Annotated in this window: 25 protein-coding genes; 17 read left to right on the top strand and 8 right to left on the bottom strand. The window is 58.3% G+C overall.

Going from position 1 to position 24,835, the window contains the following annotated elements; genetic code table 11:
* Nucleotides 1-58: 58 nt before the first annotated feature.
* The 9 genes from JYG33_RS15320 (at nucleotide 59) to JYG33_RS15280 (ending at nucleotide 9,068) form a co-directional block, all read left to right on the top strand.
* Nucleotides 59-1,072, top strand: coding sequence for an ABC transporter substrate-binding protein (locus JYG33_RS15320; RefSeq protein ID WP_207873042.1), 1,014 nt, complete (start codon nucleotides 59-61; stop codon nucleotides 1,070-1,072).
* A gap of 66 nt (nucleotides 1,073-1,138) precedes the next feature.
* Nucleotides 1,139-1,900 carry an ABC transporter ATP-binding protein gene (locus tag JYG33_RS15315; RefSeq protein WP_045930687.1) on the top strand — a complete coding sequence of 254 codons (762 nt, stop codon included), beginning with the start codon at nucleotides 1,139-1,141 and terminating at the stop codon, nucleotides 1,898-1,900.
* The gene (locus tag JYG33_RS15310; RefSeq protein WP_243430197.1) at nucleotides 1,900-2,718 is read left to right on the top strand and encodes an ABC transporter permease; all 819 of its coding nucleotides are present in this window, start codon (nucleotides 1,900-1,902) and stop codon (nucleotides 2,716-2,718) included. The genes JYG33_RS15315 and JYG33_RS15310 overlap by 1 nt, the downstream gene beginning before the upstream one ends.
* 2 nt (nucleotides 2,719-2,720) lie before the next feature.
* A complete protein-coding gene (locus JYG33_RS15305; protein WP_207873038.1) occupies nucleotides 2,721-4,229 on the top strand; it encodes an amidohydrolase family protein in 1,509 nt (502 codons plus the stop codon).
* 122 nt (nucleotides 4,230-4,351) lie between these two features.
* Nucleotides 4,352-5,719 (top strand): amidohydrolase family protein, encoded by a 1,368-nt coding sequence (locus tag JYG33_RS15300; RefSeq protein ID WP_108728256.1) that lies wholly within the window; start codon nucleotides 4,352-4,354, stop codon nucleotides 5,717-5,719.
* The gene (locus JYG33_RS15295) at nucleotides 5,716-6,978 is read left to right on the top strand and encodes a Zn-dependent hydrolase (RefSeq protein ID WP_207873037.1); all 1,263 of its coding nucleotides are present in this window, start codon (nucleotides 5,716-5,718) and stop codon (nucleotides 6,976-6,978) included. The genes JYG33_RS15300 and JYG33_RS15295 overlap by 4 nt, the downstream gene beginning before the upstream one ends.
* 1 nt (nucleotide 6,979) lies before the next feature.
* Nucleotides 6,980-7,618 (top strand): flavin reductase family protein, encoded by a 639-nt coding sequence (locus JYG33_RS15290; protein WP_207873036.1) that lies wholly within the window; start codon nucleotides 6,980-6,982, stop codon nucleotides 7,616-7,618.
* Nucleotides 7,619-7,625: 7 nt separating this feature from the next.
* A complete protein-coding gene (locus JYG33_RS15285) occupies nucleotides 7,626-8,291 on the top strand; it encodes an aspartate/glutamate racemase family protein (RefSeq protein WP_009462753.1) in 666 nt (221 codons plus the stop codon).
* 6 nt (nucleotides 8,292-8,297) lie between these two features.
* Nucleotides 8,298-9,068 (top strand): fumarylacetoacetate hydrolase family protein, encoded by a 771-nt coding sequence (locus JYG33_RS15280; RefSeq protein WP_207873035.1) that lies wholly within the window; start codon nucleotides 8,298-8,300, stop codon nucleotides 9,066-9,068.
* A gap of 208 nt (nucleotides 9,069-9,276) precedes the next feature.
* Here JYG33_RS15280 and JYG33_RS15275 read toward each other — a convergent pair whose 3' ends face one another.
* The 6 genes from JYG33_RS15275 to JYG33_RS15250 form a co-directional block, all read right to left on the bottom strand.
* Nucleotides 9,277-10,026 carry a GNAT family N-acetyltransferase gene (locus JYG33_RS15275; protein ID WP_207873034.1) on the bottom strand — a complete coding sequence of 250 codons (750 nt, stop codon included), beginning with the start codon at nucleotides 10,024-10,026 and terminating at the stop codon, nucleotides 9,277-9,279.
* 125 nt (nucleotides 10,027-10,151) lie between these two features.
* Nucleotides 10,152-10,922 (bottom strand): APH(3')-II family aminoglycoside O-phosphotransferase, encoded by a 771-nt coding sequence (locus JYG33_RS15270; protein WP_207873033.1) that lies wholly within the window; start codon nucleotides 10,920-10,922, stop codon nucleotides 10,152-10,154.
* A gap of 80 nt (nucleotides 10,923-11,002) precedes the next feature.
* Nucleotides 11,003-11,440, bottom strand: a complete 438-nt coding sequence (locus JYG33_RS15265) for an acetyltransferase (protein WP_207873032.1) — start codon at nucleotides 11,438-11,440, stop codon at nucleotides 11,003-11,005.
* A gap of 66 nt (nucleotides 11,441-11,506) precedes the next feature.
* A complete protein-coding gene (locus JYG33_RS15260; RefSeq protein ID WP_243430196.1) occupies nucleotides 11,507-12,121 on the bottom strand; it encodes a GrpB family protein in 615 nt (204 codons plus the stop codon).
* 49 nt (nucleotides 12,122-12,170) lie between these two features.
* Nucleotides 12,171-13,949 carry an ABC transporter ATP-binding protein gene (locus JYG33_RS15255; RefSeq protein ID WP_243430195.1) on the bottom strand — a complete coding sequence of 593 codons (1,779 nt, stop codon included), beginning with the start codon at nucleotides 13,947-13,949 and terminating at the stop codon, nucleotides 12,171-12,173.
* Between the two features lie 33 nt (nucleotides 13,950-13,982).
* The gene (locus tag JYG33_RS15250) at nucleotides 13,983-14,552 is read right to left on the bottom strand and encodes a TetR/AcrR family transcriptional regulator (protein WP_207873031.1); all 570 of its coding nucleotides are present in this window, start codon (nucleotides 14,550-14,552) and stop codon (nucleotides 13,983-13,985) included.
* Between the two features lie 78 nt (nucleotides 14,553-14,630).
* Between JYG33_RS15250 and JYG33_RS15245 the strand changes: the two genes are divergently transcribed.
* Together JYG33_RS15245 and JYG33_RS15240 are read left to right on the top strand one after the other, a co-directional pair.
* Nucleotides 14,631-15,734: a DUF418 domain-containing protein gene (locus tag JYG33_RS15245; protein WP_207873030.1), complete on the top strand. Its 1,104-nt coding sequence runs from the start codon at nucleotides 14,631-14,633 to the stop codon at nucleotides 15,732-15,734.
* 40 nt (nucleotides 15,735-15,774) lie between these two features.
* Nucleotides 15,775-16,266, top strand: coding sequence for a GNAT family N-acetyltransferase (locus JYG33_RS15240; RefSeq protein WP_207873029.1), 492 nt, complete (start codon nucleotides 15,775-15,777; stop codon nucleotides 16,264-16,266).
* 90 nt (nucleotides 16,267-16,356) lie between these two features.
* On the opposite strand, the gene JYG33_RS15235 is transcribed toward JYG33_RS15240, so the two are convergent.
* Nucleotides 16,357-17,277, bottom strand: a complete 921-nt coding sequence (locus JYG33_RS15235; RefSeq protein WP_207873028.1) for a LysR family transcriptional regulator — start codon at nucleotides 17,275-17,277, stop codon at nucleotides 16,357-16,359.
* 108 nt (nucleotides 17,278-17,385) lie between these two features.
* Here JYG33_RS15235 and JYG33_RS15230 point away from each other — a divergent pair, with 108 nt between their 5' ends.
* The 3 genes from JYG33_RS15230 (at nucleotide 17,386) to JYG33_RS15220 (ending at nucleotide 19,393) form a co-directional block, all read left to right on the top strand.
* A complete protein-coding gene (locus tag JYG33_RS15230) occupies nucleotides 17,386-18,228 on the top strand; it encodes a branched-chain amino acid aminotransferase (protein WP_207873027.1) in 843 nt (280 codons plus the stop codon).
* A gap of 17 nt (nucleotides 18,229-18,245) precedes the next feature.
* On the top strand, nucleotides 18,246-18,539 hold the full coding sequence (locus JYG33_RS15225) for a DUF1330 domain-containing protein (RefSeq protein WP_207873026.1): 294 nt from the start codon (nucleotides 18,246-18,248) through the stop codon (nucleotides 18,537-18,539).
* Nucleotides 18,540-18,826: 287 nt separating this feature from the next.
* Complete coding sequence (locus tag JYG33_RS15220) at nucleotides 18,827-19,393, top strand: cupin domain-containing protein (RefSeq protein ID WP_207873025.1); 567 nt, start codon at nucleotides 18,827-18,829, stop codon at nucleotides 19,391-19,393.
* A 41-nt stretch (nucleotides 19,394-19,434) separates the two neighbouring features.
* On the opposite strand, the gene JYG33_RS15215 is transcribed toward JYG33_RS15220, so the two are convergent.
* A complete protein-coding gene (locus JYG33_RS15215; protein ID WP_207873024.1) occupies nucleotides 19,435-21,045 on the bottom strand; it encodes a GMC family oxidoreductase N-terminal domain-containing protein in 1,611 nt (536 codons plus the stop codon).
* A gap of 220 nt (nucleotides 21,046-21,265) precedes the next feature.
* Between JYG33_RS15215 and JYG33_RS15210 the strand changes: the two genes are divergently transcribed.
* The 3 genes from JYG33_RS15210 to JYG33_RS15200 are packed head-to-tail and all read left to right on the top strand — an operon-like array spanning nucleotide 21,266 to nucleotide 24,796.
* A complete protein-coding gene (locus JYG33_RS15210) occupies nucleotides 21,266-22,648 on the top strand; it encodes a glutamine synthetase family protein (protein ID WP_207873023.1) in 1,383 nt (460 codons plus the stop codon).
* Nucleotides 22,648-24,027 carry an aldehyde dehydrogenase family protein gene (locus JYG33_RS15205; protein ID WP_207873022.1) on the top strand — a complete coding sequence of 460 codons (1,380 nt, stop codon included), beginning with the start codon at nucleotides 22,648-22,650 and terminating at the stop codon, nucleotides 24,025-24,027. Before JYG33_RS15210 ends, JYG33_RS15205 begins: the two co-directional genes overlap by 1 nt.
* Nucleotides 24,008-24,796 carry an N-formylglutamate amidohydrolase gene (locus tag JYG33_RS15200; protein WP_207873021.1) on the top strand — a complete coding sequence of 263 codons (789 nt, stop codon included), beginning with the start codon at nucleotides 24,008-24,010 and terminating at the stop codon, nucleotides 24,794-24,796. The genes JYG33_RS15205 and JYG33_RS15200 overlap by 20 nt, the downstream gene beginning before the upstream one ends.
* Nucleotides 24,797-24,835: the final 39 nt, after the last annotated feature.

Here is a 24,835-nt window from a genome sequence, read left to right as displayed (position 1 = left end):
GCCTTGATCGCAACGGGCTTACAGAGCGGCTTCATAACTACGACACGGAGACAAAATCATGCAAACCCTGCTTGCACGCACCCTTGCGGTGCTGGGCTTGGGACTGGCCGCCGCTGCGCCCACCGCCCATGCCGCTGACAAAGTTCATCTGATGCTGGACTTCATCCCCACCGGCGACTATGCCCCGTATTACTCGGGCATTGCCAACGGAATTTACGAGAAAAACGGCATAGACCTGAAGATCACCCGCGGTACTGGTTCAGGCGATACGGTTCTGAAAGTAGCCGGTGGCGCAGCCGATATTGGCCTGGCCGATATTTCCGCCATTCTGACCTCGCGCCAGAACAGCCAGACGCCCATCAAGGCCATTGCTTCCACCTTCTCGCACTCGGCCCATTCCCTGTTTGTGCGCAAAGACTCGGGCATTACCGACTTCTCCGGCCTGGAAGGCAAGAAAATTGCCGTCTCGCCCGGCAACAGCCACAAACTTTACTTCCCCATGGTGGCGCGCAAAGCCAACACTGATCCTGACAAGATTCAGTGGGTAACCGTGGACGGTTCCTCCATGGCACCACTGCTGATCAACGGCAAAGTGGACGCTGCTCCTTTCCTGGCCACGAACTACTACTACCAGAACAAACAGGCCAAGCGTTTTGGCAAGGAAATCGTGGTGCTGCCCTTTAGCGACCAGGGTTTCAACATTTACGCCCTGTCCGTTTTTGCCACTGAAAAGACCCTGGCTGAACGCCCACAGATGGTGCAGAACTTCCTGAACGCCACCATCGAAGCCTGGGATGCCGCCCGCAAGGACCCGGATACCGCCTGCCAAGCCCATGTCAAAGCCAATCCCGAAATCGATCTGGATGACTGCATGGGCAATCTGAACGCCGTGCTGGGCTACATCTACACCGATTTCAGCGCCGAGCACGGAGTGGGCAGCCTGGAAGAAGGCCGCATGAAAACCACGTACGAGGCGGTTGCAGAAGCGCAGAGCCTGGACCCATCCTGGGACTATCACCAAGCCTACGACACCCAGTTCATCGTCAAGGCCAACGGCACGGCCAAGCCCTGAGCTGAGCTGATTTTCGCGCGCGCACTGGCTGGCCCAGGCGGGTCAGCGCGCGCCTAGGAGCGCATTGTGATACGCATTCAAGACGTCAACCTGATCTACGGTCGTAATACCGAGCGAGAGACTCAGGCGCTGAAACAAATCAATCTGGACATCCAGGACAACGAAATCATTGCCATCGTCGGCGCGTCGGGCTGTGGGAAATCCACCCTGCTGCGCCTGATTGCAGGCTTGCTGATGCCCACAAGCGGCACCGTCAGCATTGATGATGAAATCGTTGCCCACCCTCGCCAGGACACCGGCATTGTGTTCCAGGCCCCGACCCTGGTGCCCTGGGCCAATATTCTGGACAACACCCTCCTGCCTTCGAGCATCATGGGTCGTCTGGACGATCAGGCCCGCAGCCGCGCCACGCGTCTGCTGACCACCGCTGGCCTGGGGAATTTTCTGCATCATCACCCCAAGCAATTATCCGGCGGCATGCAACAACGCGTGGCCATTTGCCGCGCCCTGGTCCACAACCCCAAAGTGGTGCTGATGGATGAACCCTTCGGTGCTCTGGACGCGCTGACCCGCGAAACCATGACGCTGGAGCTGCTGCGCCTTTGGTACGAAGACCCCAAAACCATTGTGTTTGTGACGCACTCGATTTCAGAGGCCGTCATGCTGGGCCACCGCATTGTGGTGATGTCGCCGCGCCCCGGCCAGATTACCGAAATCCTGGACGTGAACCTGCCCCGAGAACGAGACTTTTCCCTGGTGGGCACGCCGGAATTTACGCGCTGTGCCGCTGCCGTCCGTGAACTTATTTTCCAACACGAGGTGGCTTGATGAGCGAGCAAACTCAAACCCTGGTCGCCTCGCCCGTGCGCAAGCGACGACTGCACCTGCGCGATTTCAATGAAATCACCGTCCCGGCCATCACCCTGATTGCCGTGGTCATTCTGTGGGAACTGGCCAGCCGCCTGTTTGATATTCCTGAATACCTGGTGCCCGCCCCCTCGCGCATCTGGGCCGATTCCATGCAAATGAAAGAGGCCATGCTGATGCACACGCTGGTGTCCACGCGCACCATCATGCTGGGCTTTTTGTTGTCCATTGTGATCAGCTTCCCGCTGGCCGTGCTGATTACCTACTCGCGTTTTTTCGAGCAGGCTATCTACCCGCTGCTGATTCTGACTCAGTCCATCCCTAAAGTGGCCCTGGCTCCGATTCTTGTCATTATCTTTGGCCCCACCGAGCTGCCACGCGTCGTCGTCACCTTTCTGGTCGCGTTTTTCCCGCTGGTCATCTCCATGACCGCTGGCCTTCTAGCCGCCCCGCCCGAACTGATTGAGCTGGTCCGTGCCTGCCGCGCCACCCGTTTGCAAGAGTTCTTCCGTATCCGCCTGCCCTTTGCCGTGCCCTTTATTTTCTCGGGCCTGAAAGTGGCCATCACCTTGTCCGTCGTGGGCGCTGTGGTGGGTGAGTTTGTGGCGGCCGACCAAGGTCTGGGCTATCTGATCACCACCTCCACCGCTTTCTTCAAAACACCGGTTGCCTTTGGCGCCATGGCGATCTTGTCGGTGCTGGGCATTGTGTTCTTCCAGGTGATTTCTGCGGCTGAACGCATCCTGTTCCCTTGGGCGATCAAGGACAATCGGAGCTGATCATGACATCACCTTATACCGTCATCCGTGGGGGCCTGGTGCTGGCCCACGCTCACGCCAAAGCCGAGCCTTTGGACATTCTGATCAAGAATGGCGAGATCGAAGCCATGGGCCCGCCCGACCTGCCCGCACCTGCTGATGCCACAGTCGTGCAAGCGGATGACCAACTGCTGCATCCCGGCCTGATCAATGCGCATACCCACGGCCACGGCACCTATGCCAAGGCCATGGGAGATCGCTGGTCTCTGGAGCTGTTACTGACGGCAGGTCCCTGGATCAATGGCGACCGCCATCTGGAAGACAAGTACCTGAGCACGCAGCTCAATGCCGCAGAAATGCTGCTGAAAGGCTGTACCGCCAGCTACGACCTGTACTCTGAGGTCCCCGTGCCCACGGCGGAAGGCATGAATGCCGTCGCACAGGCCTACGTGGATGCCGGTATGCGGGCCACGGTCGCCCCCATGATGGCGGACCTGTCCTTTTACCAATCCGTGCCCGGCCTGATCGAAGCCCTGCCGGAAGAATTGCAGAAGTTTGTGGCTCAACTGGCCCCCCAGTCGTTTCGGGCCACGCTATCGGGCCTGACAGACTTTCTGGACCAGCAGCGCAACCCCGACCGCATTCGCGTGGCCCTGGCCCCGACCATTCCCATGCTGTGCTCGGACGAGTTCCTGCAAACCTGCGGTGAAATCAGTGCAGAGCGCAATATCGGCCTGCACAGCCACGTCGGTGAATCCTATGTGCAAGCCCTGACCGGCATGAAGCGTTATGGCACCACCATTGTTCAGCATCTGGACAAGCTGGGCCTGATCTCGCCCCGCTTCACCCTGGCGCACGCCATCTGGCTGGACGAGCGCGATCTGGACATTCTGGCGGTGCGCGGCGCCATGGTGGCCCACAACCCCGGCAGCAATATGCGTTTAGGTAATGGGATTGCCGACGTGAACTCCATGCTGGAACGCGGTATTACCGTGGGCCTGGGCACGGACGGCTCAAACAGTGGCGATAACCAGAACATGTACGAAGCCATGCGTCTGGCCTCCTTCTCTTCCAAGGTACGTGGCCCGGATACGGAGCGCTGGGTCACAACCGAACAAGCTCTGTACGCGGCCACTGAAGGCAGCGCCCGCTGTCTGGGCATGGGCGAACAGTTAGGCCGTCTGGAGCCGGGTCGCAAGGCCGATATCGTGTTTCTGGATCTGGCCCACATCAACTGGATTCCACATAACAACACGATCAACCAACTGGTGCATCTGGAAGACGGCCTGGCCCTGCGCCATGTAATGGTCGACGGCCAGTTTGCCGTGCGCGACCGACAGTTAACACAAGTGAATATGCCGCGCCTGCGCCAGCAAGTGGAGCAGGCCCAGGAACGCATCACACGCAATACCTACGACAAACGCCACATCACGGAAAAACTGGCCAAAGCCGTAGGTTCTTTCTGCCTGTGCCTGGGCCATGACCGCTATCACGTGCAGCGCTGGGCGCACTCCAAGCAAGACTTAACATGACGTTATGTTTTACCGATAAATAGGCATACGACATTCATGATTAGATTTGCTTCAATCATAGAAACGAACACGATTACGGGCACGCGACATGCGCAGGCCCGAGCCATCCAAGGAGGAAGATAATGAGCGACTTCGATCTGGTAGTACGAGGAAATATTGTTGAGCGCGACCGCATCATCACTGACGGCTGGCTGGCCGTGCGGGAAGGCCGTGTGGCCGCCCGTGGCGTTGGTGCCGCGCCCTCGGCCCGCGAGCACGTAGATGCGCGTGGCATGTGGGTAATGCCCGGCGTGCTGGACGGTCAGGTGCACTCCGGCAGCCAGGCCAATCAGGAAGGCCTGGGTTGGGCTTCGCGTGCTGCGGCGGCTGGTGGCGTGACCACCATGGTGGAAATGCCTTACGACGATCCCGAACCCGTTGCCTCCCGCCCCCAACTGGAAGACAAGATTGCCCGCATTGAAAGCGACTGTCACGTGGACGTGGCCTGCTACGGCACATTGAACGACCAGCATGGTCTGGAAGCGGCAGCGGGCCTGATTGAAGGCGGCGTTTGCGGTTTCAAGTTCTCTACCTTTGAAGCCAGCCCCAACCGCTTCCCGCGCGTGGAAGAAGACATCCTGATGGAAGCCTTCCGCCTGATTGCCCCCTCCGGCCTGGCCTGCGGTGTTCACAACCAGGATCAGGAACTGACCCGCAAGAACATCAAGCGCATGGTCGAAGCTGGTGATACGGGCTGGGACGCATTCTTGCGCGCCCACACACCACTGATCGAAAACCTGGCCACCAGCGCCATTTATGAAATCGGTGCCCAGACCGGCGCCCGTGCCCACGCCGTGCACGTGTCCCTGTCGCGCGGTTTTGAAATCTGCAATATGTACCGTCAGGCAGGCCACAAGGCCTCGATTGAAACCTGCGTGCAGTACCTGATGCTGAACCACGAAGAGCACACCCGCCGCTTCGGTGCCAAGACCAAGCACTACCCACCCATTCGCCCCAAGGCGGAAATGGATCTGCTCTGGACCCACATCGCCAACGACGAATGTACCTTCGTGTCTTCCGACCACGTGAGCTGGGGCCTGGAGCGCAAGCAGTTTGACAATGTGTTCCAGAACTCCTCCGGTGGTCCTGGTCTGGAAACCCTGCTGCCCGCCTTCTGGACAGGCTGCGCCGAGCACGGCATTTCCCCCACCATGGTCGTCAAGCAATTGTGCTGGGGCCCTGCCCAACACTTCCTGCTAGAACACCGCAAGGGTTCGCTGAATGTGGGCGCAGACGCCGACATCGTGATCGTCAAACCCGAAACTTACCGCTTTGACCCGTCCAACAGCCTGTCCGCCGTGACCTGGAGTTCCTTCGAGGACCGTGAATTCCAGGTACGTGTGGAAGCCACCTATGTGCGCGGCCAACTGGCCTGGGACGGCAAAACCGTGCGTAACGCGGCGGGCGACGGTCAGTTCATCCGTCCGCACAAGGCAGGCGAACTGTCATGAGTCTGGCCATGCCCTTGTTGAATCAGGAGCGCCTGTGGCGCAGCACCCAGGAGCTGGCCGCGTTCACGCTGCCCGACCAGCCCTGGACACGCCGCGCCTTCTCCGATCTGTTTCTGCAATCGCGTCAGTGGCTGCTGAAACAGTTCGAGGAAGCGGGCCTGAGCGTACGCATGGATGCCGCAGGCAATCTGATCGGCCGCCGCGAAGGGCGCAAGCCCGGCCTGGCACCGATTACCACCGGCTCGCACTGCGACACCGTGATGTATGGCGGGCGCTACGACGGCATCATCGGCGTGCTGGCCGGGCTGGAAGTGGCCCGTTGCTTGAACGAGCAGAACATCCAGCTAGACCATCCTTTTGAAGTGGTGGATTTTCTGTCTGAAGAGCCTAGCGACTATGGCGTGTCCTGCGTAGGCAGCCGCGCCATGGGCGGGGTCCTGTCCGACACCATGCTGGCCGAACGCAATCCGCAGGGTGAAACACTGGCGCAAGGCATTGCCCGCATCGGTGGCCGCCCCCAGGAACTGGCCCAGGCCCGTCGCGCCCCAGGCGATACCGCCGCTTTTGTCGAGCTGCATATCGAACAAGGGCCGGTGCTGGAATCGCGCAATCTGCCCATTGGTGTGGTCAGCAATATCGTGGGCATTTGCCGCCACCGCATCATCATCACAGGTCGTCCAGACCATGCAGGCACCACACCGATGGACATCCGCCGTGATGCCCTGGTCGGTGCCAGCCTGATCATCAGTGAAGTAGACCGCAAGGCCCGCCGCGCGCTGGGTGGGCCAGACTATCTGGTCGCCACCATTGGCAACCTGAACCTGACGCCCAACGCCTCCAATGCCGTTCCCGGACGCGTAGAAATGATGGTGGAAGTACGCAGCGACCGTCAGGAACTGATGCAGAACTTCACCGAGGAACTGCTGGTCCAGTTGCGCCCGAAAATCGAGGCCATGGGCCTGGGTCTGGACGCGGCACAAGTCAGCCTGGCCAAGCCCACAGACTGCACGCCGGATGTGATGAACATTATCGAGCAGGCTGCCAGCGCTTTGGGATACCAGAGCATGGTCATGCCTAGCGGAGCCGGTCACGATGCGGTTTACATGGCACCCAGCGGCCCCATGGGCATGATCTTCATTCCTTGCCTGAATGGTCGCAGCCATTGCCCCGAAGAATCCATTACCTCCGAGCAGCTTCTGGACGGTACGCGGGTTCTGTATCAGACCGTTGTCATGTTGGACCAGAGTCTGGAGAACTGACATGGACTGGTCCTGTGATCAGCTCAGCGAACGCGAACGCTACCGCTTGTTGGTCAACACCGTGTTGCCGCGCCCCATTGCCCTGGTCACGACCTGTGACCAGCAGGGGCGCGTGAACACGGCCCCATTCAGCTTTTTCAATGTGATGGGTTCAGAGCCTGCCGTGCTGGCACTGGGCCTGGAAAACGATGCGCATTCCGCCGATGGCCTGAAGGACACCACCCGCAATATCCTGGCCACCGGCCAGTTTGTGGTGAACCTGATCAGCGCCAAGATGGCACGCGCCATGAATATCTGCGGCATTGCCTACCCGACCGGGCAGGCCGAGCATCTGCAAGCGGGCCTGGATCTGGCCCCCAGCGTGCAAGTGCAGCCGCCCCGCATCGCCCAATGCCCGGTGCAGTTTGAATGCCGCTTGCACACTGCGCTGGACCTGGGCCCGCTACGTCATATCGTCATTGGCGAAATCCTGCATTTGCACTGCGACGACGCCATCCTGACGCCTGAAGGGCGCATTGATATAGACGCTTACGACCCTATTGGACGCATGCATGGTTCTGACTGGTATGTCGGCCTGCAGGGCCGCTTTCAGTCAGAAAAACTAAGCCACCAAAACGGGCTACCGCCCACCCAAACATAAAAACATCATGAACCGTCGCCCTCATATCTACGTTCTGAACCCCAATTCCAGCCAGATCGTAACGGATGGCCTGGACCGTGCTGTCCAGCCCTTGCGTCTGGCCGATGGCCCGGCCATCTCCTGCCTGCGCCTGCCCCAAGGCCCAGCGGGTGTACAAAGCCAAACCGATATCGACACCCTGATTCCCCATCTGCGCGCCCAGGCCCTGAGCGTCAAAGAAGACGCCGCTGCTTATGTAGTGGCCTGCTTCAGCGACCCCGGCCTGTACACCTTGCGCGAAGCGGTGGATGTACCTGTATTGGGCATTGCTGAAACCGGCGTGCTGACCGCCCTGTCGCTGGGCCAGCGCTTTGGCGTGCTGTCCATTTTGCAGGCTTCCATTCCGCGTCACCTGCGCTACTTTGGCGCAATGGGTGTGACGGATCGTCTGGCGGCAGATCTGGCCATCAATATGGGCGTGTCGGAACTGGCTGACGAGAAAAAAGCCCTGCAACGTCTGACAGAAGTCGGGCAGCGCTTGCGTGATGAGCACGGTGCCGATGTGGTGGTGCTGGGTTGTGCCGGTATGGCCAATCAGCGCGAGGCACTGGAGCAGGCTTTGGGCATTGCCGTCGTGGAGCCCACGCAGGCCACCGTTGCGGTTGCCTTGGGCCGTTGCTTGTTAGGCTGGTAAGCCTTGATGAACGCCCCTTTACAACCCGGCTGCCTGGCAACCGCACAGCGGCTGCTTCAGGCTCGCCAAGAGAATCGCCCCATCGAGGACTGGCCCGAGGCGCTGCGCCCTGTGTCTTTTGATCAGGCCTATCGCGTCCAGGCTGCGCAAATGGACACCTTGGGCCCTGTAGGTGGCTGGAAAGTCGGCGCGGCCAATAGCGTGGCCCCGCCAACCTGCGCCCCCCTGCCCCAGCGCTTTCGTTACGCCAGCCCGGATACACCCGCCGGTGAAGATCTGTCCTTGCGCGGAATAGAAGTGGAAATCGGCCTGATTCTGGGCCAGGACTTGCCGCCCGCCCAGGCCCCCTATTCCATGGAACAAATCTGGCAGGCGGTCAGCCAGGTTTGTGTGGCAGTCGAGATTGTCGAATCCCGTTTTGCCCAGCGTGACACCGTGGGCCGTCTATCCACCTTGGCCGATCTGGCCAGCCACGGCGCGCTGGTCCATCAGGCGCAGGGTATCGCCGCGCAGGACATGACACGGCTACAGCCTGAATGGGCGCGCCTGCAGGTGGGACAGCAAGCCTTGCTGCAAGGCCCGAACCAGAATCCAGCCGGTGAACTGACACGGCTGCTGATCTGGCTGGCCAATCAGGGGAGCCATCATCTTGGCGGGCTGCAAAAGGGTCAGGTCATCATTACCGGCACTTGCCTGCCTATGCTGTATGCCGCTCCCGGCGACCGGATTCAGGCCGCGATTCAAGGGATCGGTGAGCTGGAGTTTGTCTGCGCATAAAAGCACAAAGCCAGCGTCCAAAACGGCACTGGCTTTGTCTGGGAACTGCGTGGCAGCCACCTGGGAGCGACCTGGATATCGTCCAAGAATTGTTCAGGGATTACCTAAGAACTCCCTAAATACTGCCCCGGTATCGTCAGAGTATGACTGAAATAACACATGGGCGCTGCACATCCCGCCAGCGCCCATGCTCAATAGCTTGGCGTCTTTATACGGGCGGCAGAATCACATCCCAATAGCCGTACAGTTCCAGACCTGCACCACGGGCGACGCTGGCCGAGGCCAGGTTATCCCCTTGAAAGCGGTATTGCGGCTCCCAGCCTTGCTGCAAAGCGCAATGGCACATGGCCTGAACCGTAGAACGGGCGTACCCCCGGCCACGCTTGTCGGCACGCGTCAGCACACCAAGATCAGCCAGACCAAACTCGTCCTCGTCCCAGGCATACATGCTGGCCGCGCAGGCCAGTTCTTCGCCATCAAACGCACCGAAAACCAGCCAGTGATCCAGTTCTACATAACTGGCGTCCCGGTCCTCTTCGCTGGCTTGCTCGGAGAAGGCTTCAAACGCAGCAGCATCAACGGCATTTAACTGACGTACAGACCCACCTGCCGAGGCGGCATTCAAACCTGCCTGAACCGCCAAAGGGAAATAAAACAGCGCATCAGCACCGTGAAAACACCCGCCTGCCTCCTGCACCGCGGCCTGCAAATCCTCCAGAGAAGTCAGGGGGCGAGGGCCTATGGTTTTTGCCATTGCAGGAGAGATCAAGGCCCACACAGGCTGGCCGGGACGCTGCAAGACCATGCCCGCTTCGCCCTCATCCAGGCTGTCGTCAACACGCAGCACCAGCTCTGCACTGCTGCTGTAGGGAATGCCGCGTGCAAAGCGGGTTTCCCAATAGTGGCTGACCTTGGGAGAAAACACGCTTTGTTCGGAAGAAGTGGAAGTAACCATCATTGAACTCACTCAAAAATACGTAGCCCATCAGCCAGTTCACGATAGTGAGCTGGCCGATCTTTGATGCGAGGAGAAGCAAGCGGATGGGGTTGACGCACTTGCCCGTCTACACAGACCCGTCGGGTTTAAAAAAACTCATCCAGAAGGCAGAAGAAAGCGATGCGCTCGGCATCCATTTCCACGCCGTACAGAGCAAAGAAAGGCGCCAGCCATTCCTTGCCCAAATTCCGTTCTATGCTGCGCGCCGTCAGCGCCAGATCCTGAAAACGATCCGCCACGCCCAGGCGTCCGCAGTCGATAAAGCCACTGAACTGCCCTTGATGCACCATGAAGTTGGGCAAACAAGCATCACCATGGGTGACCACCAGATCTTCCTGCGTGGGACGGCTGGCATACAGCTCCTCCAGCAGGCTTTGAACCGGCATGCCCTGGCGTTCATCGTCAAAGTCTTCTTCATCAATCAGGCCCGCTTTCGCCCGTGCACTGGCATCGGCCAGACGGTGTTCCAGGCGGTGATCGAAGGGGCAAGATTCAAGAGGCAAGCGGTGCAGACTTTGCAAGGACGAAGCCAACAACTCCACCGTATGCTGGGGAGACAAGCCTTCTGTACAGGCCAGATCGCGCCCTGGAACAGCGCTCATCAGAAGCCAATGGCGGCCATCTACGACCAGCGTGTCCAGCACTTCGGGACAAGGCAGACCTTGCGTGTGCATCCAGCGCAAGCGCTCGATTTCATCGGGTAGCTCGGCCAAGGGCAGATCATCCTCTGCCTTCACAAACTGGCAGGAACCATCCGGCCAGTCCAGACGCCAGACGTCAGCCCCGGATTCCCCTATGGTTTGACGTTGCACCTTGGCGGCAGCCAGCCGGGTTTGCCAGGCAGCAGGGAAACTCATACTCAAAAACCTTGCTAAAAACAGTCGCTAAAAGACGGGGGAGAGAGTCAAACCGAAAGCATCAGACCATGCGATGCACATCAGGCCTGATATTGCAGATGAATCAGCGGATAAGGCTTGCCCTGATCATCCACAGGCGAGCGGCCAATACGCTTGAAGCCCATTTTTTCGTAAAAACCCACGGCTTGCCCATTCTGTTCATTCACATCGGTGGTCATGGTGGGATTCAGACTCAAGCCGTGCAGCACCAAAGCCTTGCCCACACCCGTTCCCCGGCTGTCCGGGTCCACAAACAAGGCCTGCATATGGCCTTCATCAATCAGCATGAAAGCCAGCGGGTAGTCCGCTTCGTCCACCGCCAGCCACAAGCTGGCCTGAGGCAAAAAGCCACATACCAGTTCATCAATTCCCTGACGATCCTGAGCGGATAAAAAATCGTGCGTGGCATCAACGGCCTTGCGCCAGATTTCAACAGCACGTTGCCCGTCCTCCGGGCGCGAATGGCGAATATTCATCATCTTTCCCTTTTAGGGTTTCACAGGTTTTTTTAGCAGGAGGGTCACTCCCGACAAAGCAGCCTGGAGTTACAGCAGACCTTGGGACTCGAAAATCTTCCGGTAAATATCTCGAACCACTGCCTGCTTTCGCTGGTTGTAGTCCCGTACGCTATCAGCTCCCTCTTTGGCCTGCATTTTGGCCTGTGCATAACGCTGCAAATCCTCAGGATGCGTACTGAGCCAATCCCGAAACAGGATATGGCGAATATGCTCGGGGCAATCCGGACCAAACACATGCAAGTTCACTCGTGGGTCTTCCTGACGCAGCATACGGTGCTGATACCAGGAACGCTCGCGTATGCTCAACTCATAGCCCAAGGCCTCCAAGGCAGGCACATAGTCGTCTTCCTGCTGCGGGTCGGCCACCAGCACATCAATATCAATAACAGGCTTGGCGGGCAGGCCAATCACGGCGGTCGAACCCACATGTGCAATGGTCAAGGCCTTATTGCCCAGTGCCTCCAGGATTTCCTGGCTCAAGCGCTGATACAACACAGGCCAGTTCGCATCGTAGGCCTGAACCTCGATCAGCTCTGCTTTAGGCTGGCCGGCCACCCAAGGGTTCTCGGCGGGATCACCATCCTCAAAGGTGGTGATTTTGCTTAATGCCGATGCAGACACGGCCATGTACTCGCTGGTCACAAAAGGTCTCCTTGATACTGCTTTGTGTTCACTATTTCCGGCACTTCGGTCACGTGGACTGACCGGACTTCAGGAGCTGGGCGTATACGCCATCCAGTGCGACCAGCTCCTGGTGACTGCCCTGCTCAACCAGCCTGCCTGACTTGAGCACAAACACGCGGTCAGCATGGCGCACGGTGGACAGGCGGTGCGCAATCGAAATAACGGTACGGGTTTCCGCCATCTTGGCCAGCGCGGCTGACATGGCATTTTCCGTCGTGTTATCCAAGGCACTGGTGGCCTCGTCCAGCAACAGGACGGGTGGGTTGCGCAAGATCGTCCGGGCCAGGGCCAGACGTTGCTTTTCGCCCCCTGAAAAACGATACCCTCGCTCGCCCACGGTAGTGGCATAGCCCTGCGGCAAGGACATGATGAAGTCGTGAATCTGCGCGGTTTTAGCCGCCGCCAACAGTTCTTCATCACTAGCCTCAGGTCGTGCAAAACGCAGATTTTCCGCAATGCTGGCATTCAGCAAAAAGGGTTCCTGATTCACCACGCCCAGCACACTGGCCAACTGCTCGAAACTCATCTGGCGCAGATCAATACCATCAATCGTAATACTGCCCTGATTGGGGTCGGCCAAACGCGCCAGCAAATAACCCAAGGTCGTTTTACCCGCTCCCGTCGGTCCCACAATGGCGACATGATTGCCCGCAGGAATATCCATAGTGATGTCGGACAGCGTCGCTGTCTCGGACTGATAGCGGTAGCTAACGCCTTCCAGCCGCACGTGACCACGCGGCCCCGTCGATGGAAAGGGGCTGGGCTGCGCAGGTTCCGTCAATTCAGGACGCGTATCCATGTACTCGAAAATTCGAGTGAACAAGGCACGCGTTGTACGCAGTTGCACCCCGCTTTGCAGCAAATCTTCCAGTGGCCACATCAACTGTTCCTGCAAAGCGATCAAGGCCACCAGAGTGCCGATAGTCACCGGAACACCTTGCCCGATCAACCAGCCACCCAGCAACAGGGTCAGGGCTGGCAAGGCACCCAGCAGCAGATAGATCAGGGACCATTGCCATTCCCCAGCCGTCTGCGCGCGCACTTCCAGGCGTGCCACTTCGGACGAAACCTGGGCAAAACGCCGCGTCAGAAAACCGCCTTGCGCCAGGGTGCGCGACAAGATAATGCCCGGAGCCGACAAGGTTTCCTGCACGGTCGCCGCCATATCCGCATGACCGGCTTGCTGATCGTGCGTCAGACGCTCGCGCAGTTCTCCGACCTTATTGCTTAACCAGACCGAAGGAGGCAACACCGCAAAAGAAAACAGGGCCAGTCGCCAGTCCAGCAACAGCATGGCAATAGCCGTCGTTGCCACCACGCTGAAATTGCGCGCCAGGTCCGTGGCTGTGTTGCTGACTACCGCCTGCAAACCACCAATATCATTCGCGATACGGGACTGGATTTCCCCCGTACGGGTACGAATAAAAAAACCCAGCGACAGGCTCTGCAAGTGGCTATACAAACCGACCCGCAAATCGTGCATGATGGCCTGCCCGATCTTGGTGGACAGAACGGTTTGCAGCACACTGATGCACGCGGCCAGAACGCTGATTCCCAGCAGGCCCAGCACCAGCCACACCAGCAAGCCAAAGTCCTGCTGCGGCAAGGCGATGTCGATAATATCGCGCAGCAAAAAGGGCGACACCACTCCGGTCATCGCACCAAAGGCAATCAACAAACCCACCAGCAGCAAGCGCAGGCGCCAAGGTTTGAACAGTCTCAAAATCCGGCCTACGGAGGTATGGCGGGAAGACAGCGTTTTGTAATCGGTATCGATTTCCATCATCAAACAACTAAGAAGTGGGCCGACGCGTTCAGCTTAGGTCAGCCGGGTTTCCAGAAAAAATAAATGCCGTAAATGTTGCTCGGCTTGCTCCGCACTCAAATCCGTCGAGTCCGTCAGCAACATATTGGCCAGACCGTCGTACAGTGCGGACAACCGCAACGCAATGCCGTCCGGGTCGGACGCTTGCCACAGTCCTTGTTCGGCACCTTGGCGCAGATAGCCTGCCATTTGTTCCAGCATTCGGCTTTGCACCCGTGTAATCACCACGGCCAAGGCCGCATCGGTTTTAGCCAGGTCGGTGGCATCCAGCCACAGGAACCAGTAAATGCGATTGCTCTGGTCAAAAGCCGCGCGTAAATAGTTTTCCATCAGGGCCTCTGGCCCCAGAGCCTGCTCGGCATCCTGCTCGATCAGACGATCAAAAATCTCGCCCCAGGCCTCGGCCCGTAATTCGGACCAGCGAAAGTAATGGTTCAACAGCCCACGGCCTACACCAGCCCGTTCCGTCACCATGCGCGTGGTGGCAGCACGCACGCCCACTTCCAGCAGGATCTCGACGGCAGCCTGTCGAATTCGTGTCGCACTGTCTTCTTTTTCACTCATCCCTTTCCCTTTCTATTGACACATTGAGCAAGCGCTCAATATTATGGCATTGAACAAGCGCTCAATCAATAAACATCCATGTCTTCAGCTACTCGCAACTCCTCCATCGACCTGATTCGCACCGCCGCCCTGATCGGTATTTGTGTGGTGAACATCCCCTACCTGGCACTGACAGACAGTGACCCGACGGCGACCTCACCCGCCTATGACCATGCGGCCGCGTTCCTGATCGAATTCCTGTTTCAGGGCAAATTCTTTCTCTTGTTCTCGCTGATTTTTGGCTGGGGCATTGAAATCCAGGCTCGCTCTGCTCAGCGTGCCGGAGTAGCTTTAAGCAGCCGCTATTTTCGACGTCTGACCGGCCTGGCCTTGCTGGGTTGCCTTCACGCGACACTGGTTTTTACCGGTGACATTCTGCTGCTCTACGCAGTGTTGGGCCTGTTGATCTGGCCACTACGAAACCTCTCGCCTCGCGGGTTGCTTAAGGTAGCCTTGTTGATGGTGGTGGTGGAAATACTCAGCATAGCCCTGATCGTTTTCCTCTTGTCCGGCGCCGAAGAAGCTGCCCCTACTTACGCTCTGGGTGGCGCCTTTTCCGAAGCCACCCTGGCCCGCCTGGACGAATGGCCTGAGTCTTTTGCCTTTCTATTCCTGTATCAAGGCCCGCTAGCCTTTGGGGCCATGCTGATGGGCCTGGCGGCTGCCAAAAGCAAATTTTTTGACGCTAATAGCGCTGGACAGCAAAAACTGGGACGCGCCCTGCCCTGGCTCTTGCCGCTGGCTCTGGCCATCAACCTCTTTAGCGCCAGCGTGTCCAACGACGAGAGTCTGATGGGCTTGGTGGGCCTTTTCAGCATCGCCATCGGCGCGCCTTTGTTATCCACGGTGTATCTGTACCTGTTGCTGCGTTGCGGACAATGGTTCAGTCTGCCCAATGTGCTGATTGAAGCGGGCCGCAATTCGCTTAGCGCCTACGTCAGCCAGGGCATTTTGGCAGGGCTGATCTTCAGCAGTTATGGTCTGGACTTGTTTGATTCCTTTGGCAACGCGGCGCTGTTGCTGATCGCCATCGCACTGGCCCTACTTGCCATGAGCCTGACAGGCCTGATCGCCCAACAATGGGGCCGTGGCCCGCTGGAAGCCGTGCTCAGACGCATTACCTACGGCCCCAAACGCACCTGAGCCGCCTTTATCTGACCTGAACACAAAACCTTGAATTCATATGAGCGAACCAACCCTTTCCAAAGATGCCACCGTCTCTTTTCGTCGCATCAACTCGAAAACCATCTACGAGGTGTGCGAGCTCAGCGAGACCCTCTCGCCCGCACAGCGCAGCATGATTGCTGACAATGGCACCTCCATTGCCGAGGCTCACTTTTCCGAGAATGCCTGGTTCCGTGCCATCTACGCTGATGACACGATGGTGGGCTTTATCATGCTGCACATCGGTGCCGACCACGATGAAGGCATTCTGTATCCCGGTGCCTTTTTATGGCGTTTCATGATTGCCGCCCCCTTCCAAAGTCTGGGTTTCGGGCGCAAGGCAATCGCGCTGCTGATCCACGACCTGAAGTACCAGGGCTACAAGGAAATTCGGCTGGGCTATAGCCGGGGCGAAGGCAGCCCAGAAGCGTTCTACACCAAACTGGGCTTTGAGCTGACAGGCGGCACCTATGGGGAGCACGAGCTAGAAGCCGTACTGAAATTTGATTGATGGCCAAGTGGGCAAGGTGCTGAACGACGACCTTCACACACCGTATACAGCCCTTGCGCAAACGGCATCCTAATCGCAAAAAGAATGGGCCTAGCGTTGCTCAAACAAATCGGAAATCGCCGTACGCAGCCAACGCACGCCTTCATCCTGTCGGCTACGCTCGTGCCAATGAACGCGCACATCAAAACTGGGCAAAGCCAACGGCGTAGGCACAATCCGCAGCGCAGCAGGGTCTTGAAAAGACAGCACAGCCACATTGGGCACGGTCAGCAAATAATTGCTGTTGACCAGAATCTGTTCGGCCGCCAAGTAATGCGGAATGGTCAGGCTGATATTGCGGCGCATATCCAGAGCGCGCAGGGCATTTTCCACCAGAGAATGCCCACTGCTGGTGGCATCAATCGCCAAATGATCTGCCGCTACAAAAGCGGCCAGATCCAGCTCGGTTTTAGCCAGTGGATGGCCTTTGCGCATGGCCGTCACATAGCGTTCGTGCCGAAATGCACGCGAATGCACCCGGCCTTTAATCATGGGCAAAGACCCAATCGCCACATCAATCTCGCCCGAACTCAAGCCGCTTTCCAGCGCTTCCCAGCCCAGGTTCTTGACCACCAGACGAATACCCGGCGCATGTTTGGCCACAAAGTTGTTCAGACCGGGCAAAAAGACCAACTGGCCAATGTCCGTCATATGGACTTTAAAAACGCGCGTAGACTGAGCAGGATTGAAGCCCTGGGTCTGAGTCAGCGCAATACCTACCTCTTCCAGCAAGGGTTGCAGCTTTTCCCGCAGGGCAATGGCAATTTGCGTGGGCGCGACGCCATAGCGTGCCCGCACAAACAAAGGGTCGCCCAAAGCCTGCCGCCAACGCTGCACCATCAGGGAAATGGCAGACTGGCTGATCCCGATACGTAGCGCCGCCTGGCTCAGGTTCTGGCACTCACAGATCAGACAGAAAGCATGCAGCTCGGCCAGCGTCCAGTTATATGTTTTGTAAATATCAGATAGCACGCTGACACCACCTCAAGTCGTTTTTTGCTCTCTATTATGTGTGTTGGAAATAGTACAACGACATACCAAATTGCCACTACGCCGCAACAAAACTAGGAGGGAAGCCCCATGAGTACCAATGAAATAACCTGGTCCAATGGCCAATGGAGCAGCACCAGCGCGCCCTTGATTGGCGCTACCGACCATGCTTTCTGGATGGCCACCACAGTCTTTGACGGCGCTCGTTCAATTCAAGGCCACACCCCGGATCTGGACCTGCACTGTGAGCGTTTGAACCGTTCGGCCGTCACCCTGGGCATGGAGCCGGTGATGACGCCCGAGCAAACCGTAGACCTGGTGCGCGAGGGCCTGAAAAAGCTGTCCCACACCACGGACTACTACATCAAGCTGCTGTATTTCGCACCCGGTGGTTTCATCCAGCCCGATCCATCGACCAGCCAGTTGGCCATTCATATTTTTGAATCCCCCATGCCGGACGACAGCGGATTTAGCGCTACTTTCAGCGAATTTCTGCGCCCGGACCCCTCCATGGCACCTACCGATGCCAAAGCGTCCTGCCTGTATCCCAACACTCAGCGCATTATGCGCGAGGCCAGCGCACGCGGCTTTGATAACGCCATCGTGCTGGACTCCAAAGGCAAGATCGCAGAATTTGCCGTGGCCAATCTGTGGATTGTGCGTGACGGCGTGGTGCTGACGCCCGAGCTGAACGGCACCTTCCTGAACGGCATTACCCGCCGACGCGTCATGCAACTGCTGCGTGACGACGGCATTGAAGTACGTGAAGCCAGCCTGACGCCGCAAGATGTGCTGGATGCGGATGAAGTCTTTAGCACCGGCAACTACGGCAAAGTCCTGCACTGCAATCGCATTGACGATCGCCACTACGCACGTGGCCCGATTGAAACCCGTGCCCACGAGCTGTACATGGCTTACACCGAACGCAACTGATTCACGGATATATCGCCATGCCCGCTTACCTGATCGCCCGCGTACACGTCCATGACCCGGATACCTACGCCAACTACACGGCGCTGAGCCCCGCCATCATCAAGGCGCACGGTGGCCGTTTTCTGGCCCGCAGCCAGGCACCCATCACCCTGGAAGGCCCGGCCGACACACGCCGCACCGTCGTGGTGGAGTTTCCTGATGTGCCCCAAGCCCAGGCCTTTTATGAATCGGCCCAGTACCAGGCTGCCAAGGCCATCCGTGAACCTGCCTCGGAGGCGGAGTTCATCATCGTGCCGGGTTTTGAAGGCTAAGCCCTGCTGACCCGCTGTCTGGCCTTGCAAACCCACCGGTTCGCGATGCCAGACAGGGCTCTTTAAGCTATAAACATCAACAAATACGCCGCGACATCAAGGCGCTACCGTCACAACCCCCTGCAGGGTTGCGACAAAGCCCTCGCCCCTTTCCGTACCGCCCTGCTCCAGGCCTGGTTTTTCAGGAATTTCAAGCCGCCGGATACCTCTGTTGCGACTGCCCGCGATTTGTATAATGGGCGCTTCTTGCCACCTCGCTAACATCCTATAGCCCGGAAACGCTCCCCATGTCGCTTGGAAAAGTCATACACGCTGCTCGCAAACGCGCCGGCCTCTCTTTACGAGACCTGGAGAAGGCGACAGGCGTGTCTCTGGCCAAGCTGTCCAAGATCGAGAACGACAAAGCCACACTGCGTCACCCCGAGCTGTTCGCTGTTTCCGAAGCCCTGGCAATTCCTGCCGTTGCTTTACTGGGCGCGCTGAACGGCAGCGAGCAAACCGCCACACTGACGGGCCGACGCGCCATTACTCGTGCCAATGAAGGCCGAGCCTTCGAGCGCTCTGGCCGCAGCTACCGCGTACTGTGCGGAGATATGAGCCAGCCGGACAACCTGTTCTGGCAAGTCACCATCACCGAGAAGGCTCCGGGCACATCGGCCTCCTTTCTGGCCCATCCTGGCGAAGAATTCATCTATGTTCTGAAAGGACAGGTCGAACTGCACTCTGCCCTGTACGAACCCGTCATTCTGGGCCCCGGCGACAGCATGCTGTTTGATGCCAGCGTGCCGCATGCCTACTTCGCGGTACGCCGGGAAGCCTCGGTCCTGATGAGCAATTCCACTCCCAAGACCTGAAACCTGCCACCCACAAGCCATGACCGTGGCTTGCGTCGCAATCAAGCGGGAAACTGCCGGATCAGATCCGCCGCCTTTTCACCAATCATGATGGCTGGCGCATTGGTATTGGCACTGGGCAAGCTGGGCATGATGGAAGCATCGGCAACACGCAAACCACGTACTCCGCGCAACCGTAACTGAGGGTCCAGCACCGCGTTTTCATCTCCGTCCGGGCCCATGCGACACGTTCCCACCGGATGGCTGAAACGGATGCAATGGCTACGCAGGAAAGCATCCCACTGTTCGTCCTCTGTTACCTGCGCGCCAGGGTGTAGCTCACCTTGCATATAGGGGGCAAAGGCACCGGTATTAAAGAACTGGCGCGCCATTTTGGCCCCATCACGCAGCCTGCGTCGGTCATCCTCCTGGCCTAGCATCACGTGTTCAATACGGGGTAAATCTGCTGGGTCTGCAGAGCGCAAAGTCACTTGCCCACGTGCCAGAGGGCGGCACACATTGACCGCAATCACGACGGCAGGCATAGGGAAAAACAAAGGCCCATCTCCCACCGTGTTGTAGCCTATAGGGGTAAAGGTCAATTGCACATCCGGCTCTGTTTCATCAGGCCGGGTTTTGGCGAAAGCCACGGCATGACCAATAGGCGTAGCACCTGGACCTCGCCCCCGAAACAACCAGTTCATGCCGTGCTTGATCACACTCCACGGGTCTGTTTCCACGTTATAGGTGCGTACATTCACCTCGGCGCTGATCATCACGCCCGGATGCTCTTGCAAGCCTTGGCCCACGCCCGGCAGGTCGCAAACCACGGGGATACCGTGCTGGCGCAGGGTCTGGGCAGGCCCGATACCGGAGAGCATCAAGAGCTTGGGCGACGCCAGGGCACCGGCGCAGAGAATGACTTCCTTGCGCGCCCTGGCACTGAGCACCTCGCCTTTTTTCTGATACTCGATACCGACCGCCTGCCCCTTTTCAATCAAGACCCGGCGTGTCAACGCCCCCGTCAAAATTGTCAGGTTGGTGCGCTTGCGAGCAGGCCATAAATAGGCTTTGGAGGCACTGTGACGCCAACCCCGCTTCTGGGTCGCCTGCAAGGCACCAACACCGAACTGAGACGCGCCATTCACATCCCCATTGAACGGTAAGCCGCACTCCATCGCCGCCTGCGTAAAGGTGCTGACCAGTTGATGCGGTGTACGCACATCCGATACAGACAAGGGCCCTTGCCCACCGTGAAAGCGGCTGGCACCGCGCGTATTGGTCTCGGCCCGTACAAAATACGGCAGCACATCCTGGTAAGCCCAGCCCTCATTGCCCTGCGCCGCCCAAGCATCGTAATCGGCTGCACTGCCGCGCAGATAAATCATGCCGTTGATCGAGCTGCTGCCACCCAGCACACGTCCGGCAGGCCAGACCTCAGCACGATTATTGCGGCTGGGATCGGCCTCAACCTGATAGGACCAACTGTATTTCGGGCTGGCAATGGCGCGCTCCTCGCCCGCCGGTACCCACAGATACGGCGACAAGTCCCAACTGCCTGCTTCCACCAGCAACACGCTGACGCCTGGCTCTTGCGACAAGCGACTGGCAATAACGCTGCCAGATGAGCCAGCACCGACCACGATGTAATCCCAGATACCACTGTCTCGCATTTTTTATCCTGTTTGAAAGGCAGTGCCCAGCCTGGCTCTGCCGCGTCAGACAGACACACTTGGCCAATACCTGATGCCTAAAACAATTTCGTTGACAAGTTGGCAGGTTAGCATAAAATTTCCTGAAATGTTTCCAAAATGGAACATAACAGAACTACAGAAACAGACAGAATCAGTCTAAACCACAGTCGCTTCAAGGGAAGGCTGTTCAGGAGATGAAATGGATATTCGTTCGATCAAAACCCTGGAAGAAGTACGAGCGCTGATCAATGCCCGCCAGCCTCAGCATGTGAACATTGGCTTTGCCGATATGCAGGGACAGATTCGCGCCAAGTACGTATCGCGTGAAAAGTTTTTGCAGACCATCGACAAGGGCATCCTGTTTCCCCAGGCCACCCTGGCGCTGGACTTTAACGATGTGCTGCGGCCCATGCCCGGCGGTCAGTCCCTGGCCGATGCCAAGTTTGCTGACAATCTATGCCGTCTGGTCCCCGATAGCGGCCGGGAGATTCCCTGGGAAAGCCCCTCCCGCAACCTGTTCTTCCTGTTTGATTACGTCGAAGAAGAAGAGCCCATTTTCCCGCGCAACGTGTACCACCGCGTCGCCAGAAAGGCGGAGCAAATGGGCTATCGGCCTTTTCACTCCTGCGAGTACGAGTTCACCCTGTTCAATGAAAGCTCCCGCTCCATCCGCGAAAAAGACTATCGCAATCTGGATCTGGCAACGCTGGGCAAGTCCTACAACCTGATGTTGCGTCAGGGCGTGGACACGGATTTCTACAACGCCCTGCTGGACTGTTTTGCCTGTCTGGATGTGCCTTTGGAAGGCGTGCACGAGGAGATGGGCGCAGGCTTTATGGAAGCGGCGCTGGGGTATCAGGAAGGGGTGCTGGCTGCTGACAATGCCATCCTGTTCAAGACCTTTGCCAAGATTCTGGCGCAGCGTCATGGCCGCTTGATGACCTTTATGGCGCGCTGGTCCAATGATGCTGACGGACAAAGCGGCCACGTTCATGTGTCCTTGCGCCGCCCCGATGGCGAGTCGGTTTTCCATGACGCCTCCCAGCCCAATGCCATCAGCCAGGAGATGCGGTATTTCATTGGCGGCATGCAAAAACTCCTGCCTGACTTTCTGATCATGTTTGGCCCGACAGTCAATTCTTTCCGCCGTTTTCAGCCCTGGATCTTTGCGCCGATTACCGCTACCTGGGGCTGGGAAAACCGCACCTGCGCCTTGCGGGCCATTGGAGGCTCGCCATCGTCTCAACGTATTGAATGCCGCGCACCCGGCGCAGATACCAACCCGTATCTGGCCCTGGCCTGCGCTCTGGGCATGGGCTTGTGGGGCATTGAGAACAAGATCGAGCCCAGCGAAGAAATGCAGGGCAACGTCTACGAACGCATGTCGGAAATCCCCGCTGAACTGAAGTTCCCCAACTCCTTTGGCGAAGCCATTTACCGCTTTGATCGTTCCCCGGTAGCACGCGAGATTTTCGGCAATGCCTTTGTCGATACTTACGTGGCCAGCAAGTACGCTCAGGAGCAAGAGTTCGCCGCCCTGGTCACCGACGTTGAACGCCAACGCTTTTTTGAGTTTGCATAATGGCTGCCCACCCTACTCCTATTGTTTCCCCTATCGACGGCCAGATTGTGGCTTCCCGCAGCGTTCTGAGTGAAGAACAGGTTCAGGCTGCTGTGCAGCGTGCCAGCCTGGCCTTCAAGGACTGGCGCAAGGTGCCGCTGGAGCAGCGCATCACACAGATTCAGGGCTTTGTAGCGATTCTGGAGCAGCGTCGTCAGGCGCTGGCTGAATTGTTGATGAAGCTGATTGGCCGCCCCGCACAACAATCGGATGAGCTATCGCGCGTATCAGCCGTCACCGAGGACATGATTATGCGGGCCCGCCAGGAGCTGCAAGACATCAGCATGAACTCCACTGCACAAGCGCAACGGCTGGTACGGCGAGAGCCCAAGGGCCTTTGTCTGGCAATCAGTGCCTGGAACTACCCGGTCGCCATGGCAGGCGGAATGACTGTCGCGGCACTATTGGCCGGTAATGTCGTGCTGCTTAAACATGCCCACCAAACAGCTCCTATTGCCGACTTTATGGAGCAGGCCTGGTGTGATGCAGGCGGGCATCCCGATGTCTTCCAGGCAGTGCATCTGGACCATGCTGGAACGGAGCAACTGTTGGCCTCCGGGCACGTGCATGCAGTCCAGTTCATTGGTTCCGATCAAGGAGGCAAAAGTGTGTACCAAGCAGCGGCTGCCGGGCTGGTCAGCACCGGGCTGGAACTAGGCGGTAAAGACCCTGCCTATGTGCGCGCCGATGCCAATCTGGCCAGCACCATCCCTGCCCTGGTCGCAGGCAGCTTCGACAATGCCGGGCAATCCTGCTGCTCGGTAGAGCGGATTTATGTACACGAATCGGTCTACGAACCCTTTGTAGAGGGCTTTGTCAGCGGCATGAATAAATTGACTGTAGGCCACCCCGACAGTACGCCGGATATAGGCCCGGTCGTGAGCACAGCAGCGGCCCAACGGCTGCGAAAGCTGCTTGTCCAGGCACAGGAAGAAGGGGCAACCGTCATTGCTCACCCGACTGAAGTCGACCCATCCTCCGCCTACGTAGCGCCTGCTGTACTGCTGAATGTGGCACAAGACTCCAGCTTGATCCAGGATGAGGCCTTTGGGCCGCTTGTTTGCATCACGGCCGTGGCTGACGACCAGCACGCACTACGTTTGATGAATGACAGCCGCTACGGTCTGACCGCCTCAATCTGGTCGCAGGACATTGAGCAGGCTCTGGCATTAAGTCGTGATGTGGAGGCTGGCCTTTGCTACGTCAACCGCTGCGACCATGCGGATCTGAACCTGCCCTGGGGGGGTGTCAAAGCCTCCGGTCTGGGCAGAACCTACGGCGCCGCTTCCTTTGATGAATACACGGTCCTCAAGGCTTTCCATGTCAATCTCCAATCCTGACTCCAGCCTGCGCCCACACACCGACACATGGCCAGCGGCCACCGTGTTCAATGCCCAGGGACGTACCCCCGTGCTGCTGGTGTGCGAGCACGCATCCAATCAAATGCCACCGGAAGCAGATAATCTGGGATGCAGCGCGGCAGATCTGGAGCGCCATATCGCCGTGGACCTGGGGGCAGACGCCTTGGCCCGCGCCTTGGCACTGCGTATTGGTGCACCTGCTGTCCTGTGCACCACCTCGCGGCTGTATGTGGACTGCAACCGCTCCAGCCACGATGCGGACTGGATTCCCGAGCGCTCCGACGGCAGCCTGATTCCCGGCAATGTGGGTCTGGATGACGCGGCCCGAGAGCAACGTGCCCTGCGCGTGTTCGAGCCATTTCATCAGCAAGTGGCACAAACTTTACGCGCCTTGCGTGAACATCACTCCACCGTGCTGATCTTGCCTATCCATTCCTTTGCCGCTTCCTTGAACGGACAGGAACGCCCCCATGCCGCCGTCATCTGGGAACAGGAATGGCCTGCCTCCCTGATGCTGCAAGGTCTGTCACGGCATGCCAGTTCGATAGGCAACAACTACCCCTACGACGGGCGCGAATTACGTGGGCATACCTTCTTGCGTCACGCGATTCCTGCCGGTCTACCGCATTTTGCGATTGAAGTCCGGCAGGATTTGCTGGCTCAGCCAGGAGCCACTGAGCGTTGGGCTGGATACCTGGCTGATGCACTTGATGATGTGCTGGCTGGACTGGAAAAAACGGCAGCCTGAACAGCAGCAGCGACTACGTCTAGTCTAAAAACACCAAGG

It is taken from the genome of Alcaligenes sp. SORT26, from assembly GCF_017377875.1.
Taxonomy (GTDB): Bacteria; Pseudomonadota; Gammaproteobacteria; order Burkholderiales; family Burkholderiaceae_B; genus Alcaligenes; species Alcaligenes parafaecalis.
The sequence above is the reverse complement of the archived record's forward strand: the minus strand, read 5'-3'. Positions and strand labels throughout refer to the sequence as shown.

Coding starts and splice junctions, on each gene's coding strand:
- JYG33_RS15225 (WP_207873026.1), top strand. CDS start 18,246: ATGCCCGCTTACCTGATCGCCCGCGTACACGTCCATGACCCGGATACC.
- JYG33_RS15265 (WP_207873032.1), bottom strand. CDS start 11,440: ATGATGAATATTCGCCATTCGCGCCCGGAGGACGGGCAACGTGCTGTT.
- JYG33_RS15240 (WP_207873029.1), top strand. CDS start 15,775: ATGAGCGAACCAACCCTTTCCAAAGATGCCACCGTCTCTTTTCGTCGC.
- JYG33_RS15255 (WP_243430195.1), bottom strand. CDS start 13,949: ATGATGGAAATCGATACCGATTACAAAACGCTGTCTTCCCGCCATACC.
- JYG33_RS15285 (WP_009462753.1), top strand. CDS start 7,626: ATGAACCGTCGCCCTCATATCTACGTTCTGAACCCCAATTCCAGCCAG.
- JYG33_RS15205 (WP_207873022.1), top strand. CDS start 22,648: ATGGCTGCCCACCCTACTCCTATTGTTTCCCCTATCGACGGCCAGATT.
- JYG33_RS15290 (WP_207873036.1), top strand. CDS start 6,980: ATGGACTGGTCCTGTGATCAGCTCAGCGAACGCGAACGCTACCGCTTG.
- JYG33_RS15220 (WP_207873025.1), top strand. CDS start 18,827: ATGTCGCTTGGAAAAGTCATACACGCTGCTCGCAAACGCGCCGGCCTC.
- JYG33_RS15210 (WP_207873023.1), top strand. CDS start 21,266: ATGGATATTCGTTCGATCAAAACCCTGGAAGAAGTACGAGCGCTGATC.
- JYG33_RS15230 (WP_207873027.1), top strand. CDS start 17,386: ATGAGTACCAATGAAATAACCTGGTCCAATGGCCAATGGAGCAGCACC.
- JYG33_RS15200 (WP_207873021.1), top strand. CDS start 24,008: ATGTCAATCTCCAATCCTGACTCCAGCCTGCGCCCACACACCGACACA.
- JYG33_RS15215 (WP_207873024.1), bottom strand. CDS start 21,045: ATGCGAGACAGTGGTATCTGGGATTACATCGTGGTCGGTGCTGGCTCA.
- JYG33_RS15250 (WP_207873031.1), bottom strand. CDS start 14,552: ATGAGTGAAAAAGAAGACAGTGCGACACGAATTCGACAGGCTGCCGTC.
- JYG33_RS15245 (WP_207873030.1), top strand. CDS start 14,631: ATGTCTTCAGCTACTCGCAACTCCTCCATCGACCTGATTCGCACCGCC.
- JYG33_RS15300 (WP_108728256.1), top strand. CDS start 4,352: ATGAGCGACTTCGATCTGGTAGTACGAGGAAATATTGTTGAGCGCGAC.
- JYG33_RS15310 (WP_243430197.1), top strand. CDS start 1,900: ATGAGCGAGCAAACTCAAACCCTGGTCGCCTCGCCCGTGCGCAAGCGA.
- JYG33_RS15305 (WP_207873038.1), top strand. CDS start 2,721: ATGACATCACCTTATACCGTCATCCGTGGGGGCCTGGTGCTGGCCCAC.
- JYG33_RS15275 (WP_207873034.1), bottom strand. CDS start 10,026: ATGATGGTTACTTCCACTTCTTCCGAACAAAGCGTGTTTTCTCCCAAG.
- JYG33_RS15295 (WP_207873037.1), top strand. CDS start 5,716: ATGAGTCTGGCCATGCCCTTGTTGAATCAGGAGCGCCTGTGGCGCAGC.
- JYG33_RS15270 (WP_207873033.1), bottom strand. CDS start 10,922: ATGAGTTTCCCTGCTGCCTGGCAAACCCGGCTGGCTGCCGCCAAGGTG.
- JYG33_RS15280 (WP_207873035.1), top strand. CDS start 8,298: ATGAACGCCCCTTTACAACCCGGCTGCCTGGCAACCGCACAGCGGCTG.
- JYG33_RS15320 (WP_207873042.1), top strand. CDS start 59: ATGCAAACCCTGCTTGCACGCACCCTTGCGGTGCTGGGCTTGGGACTG.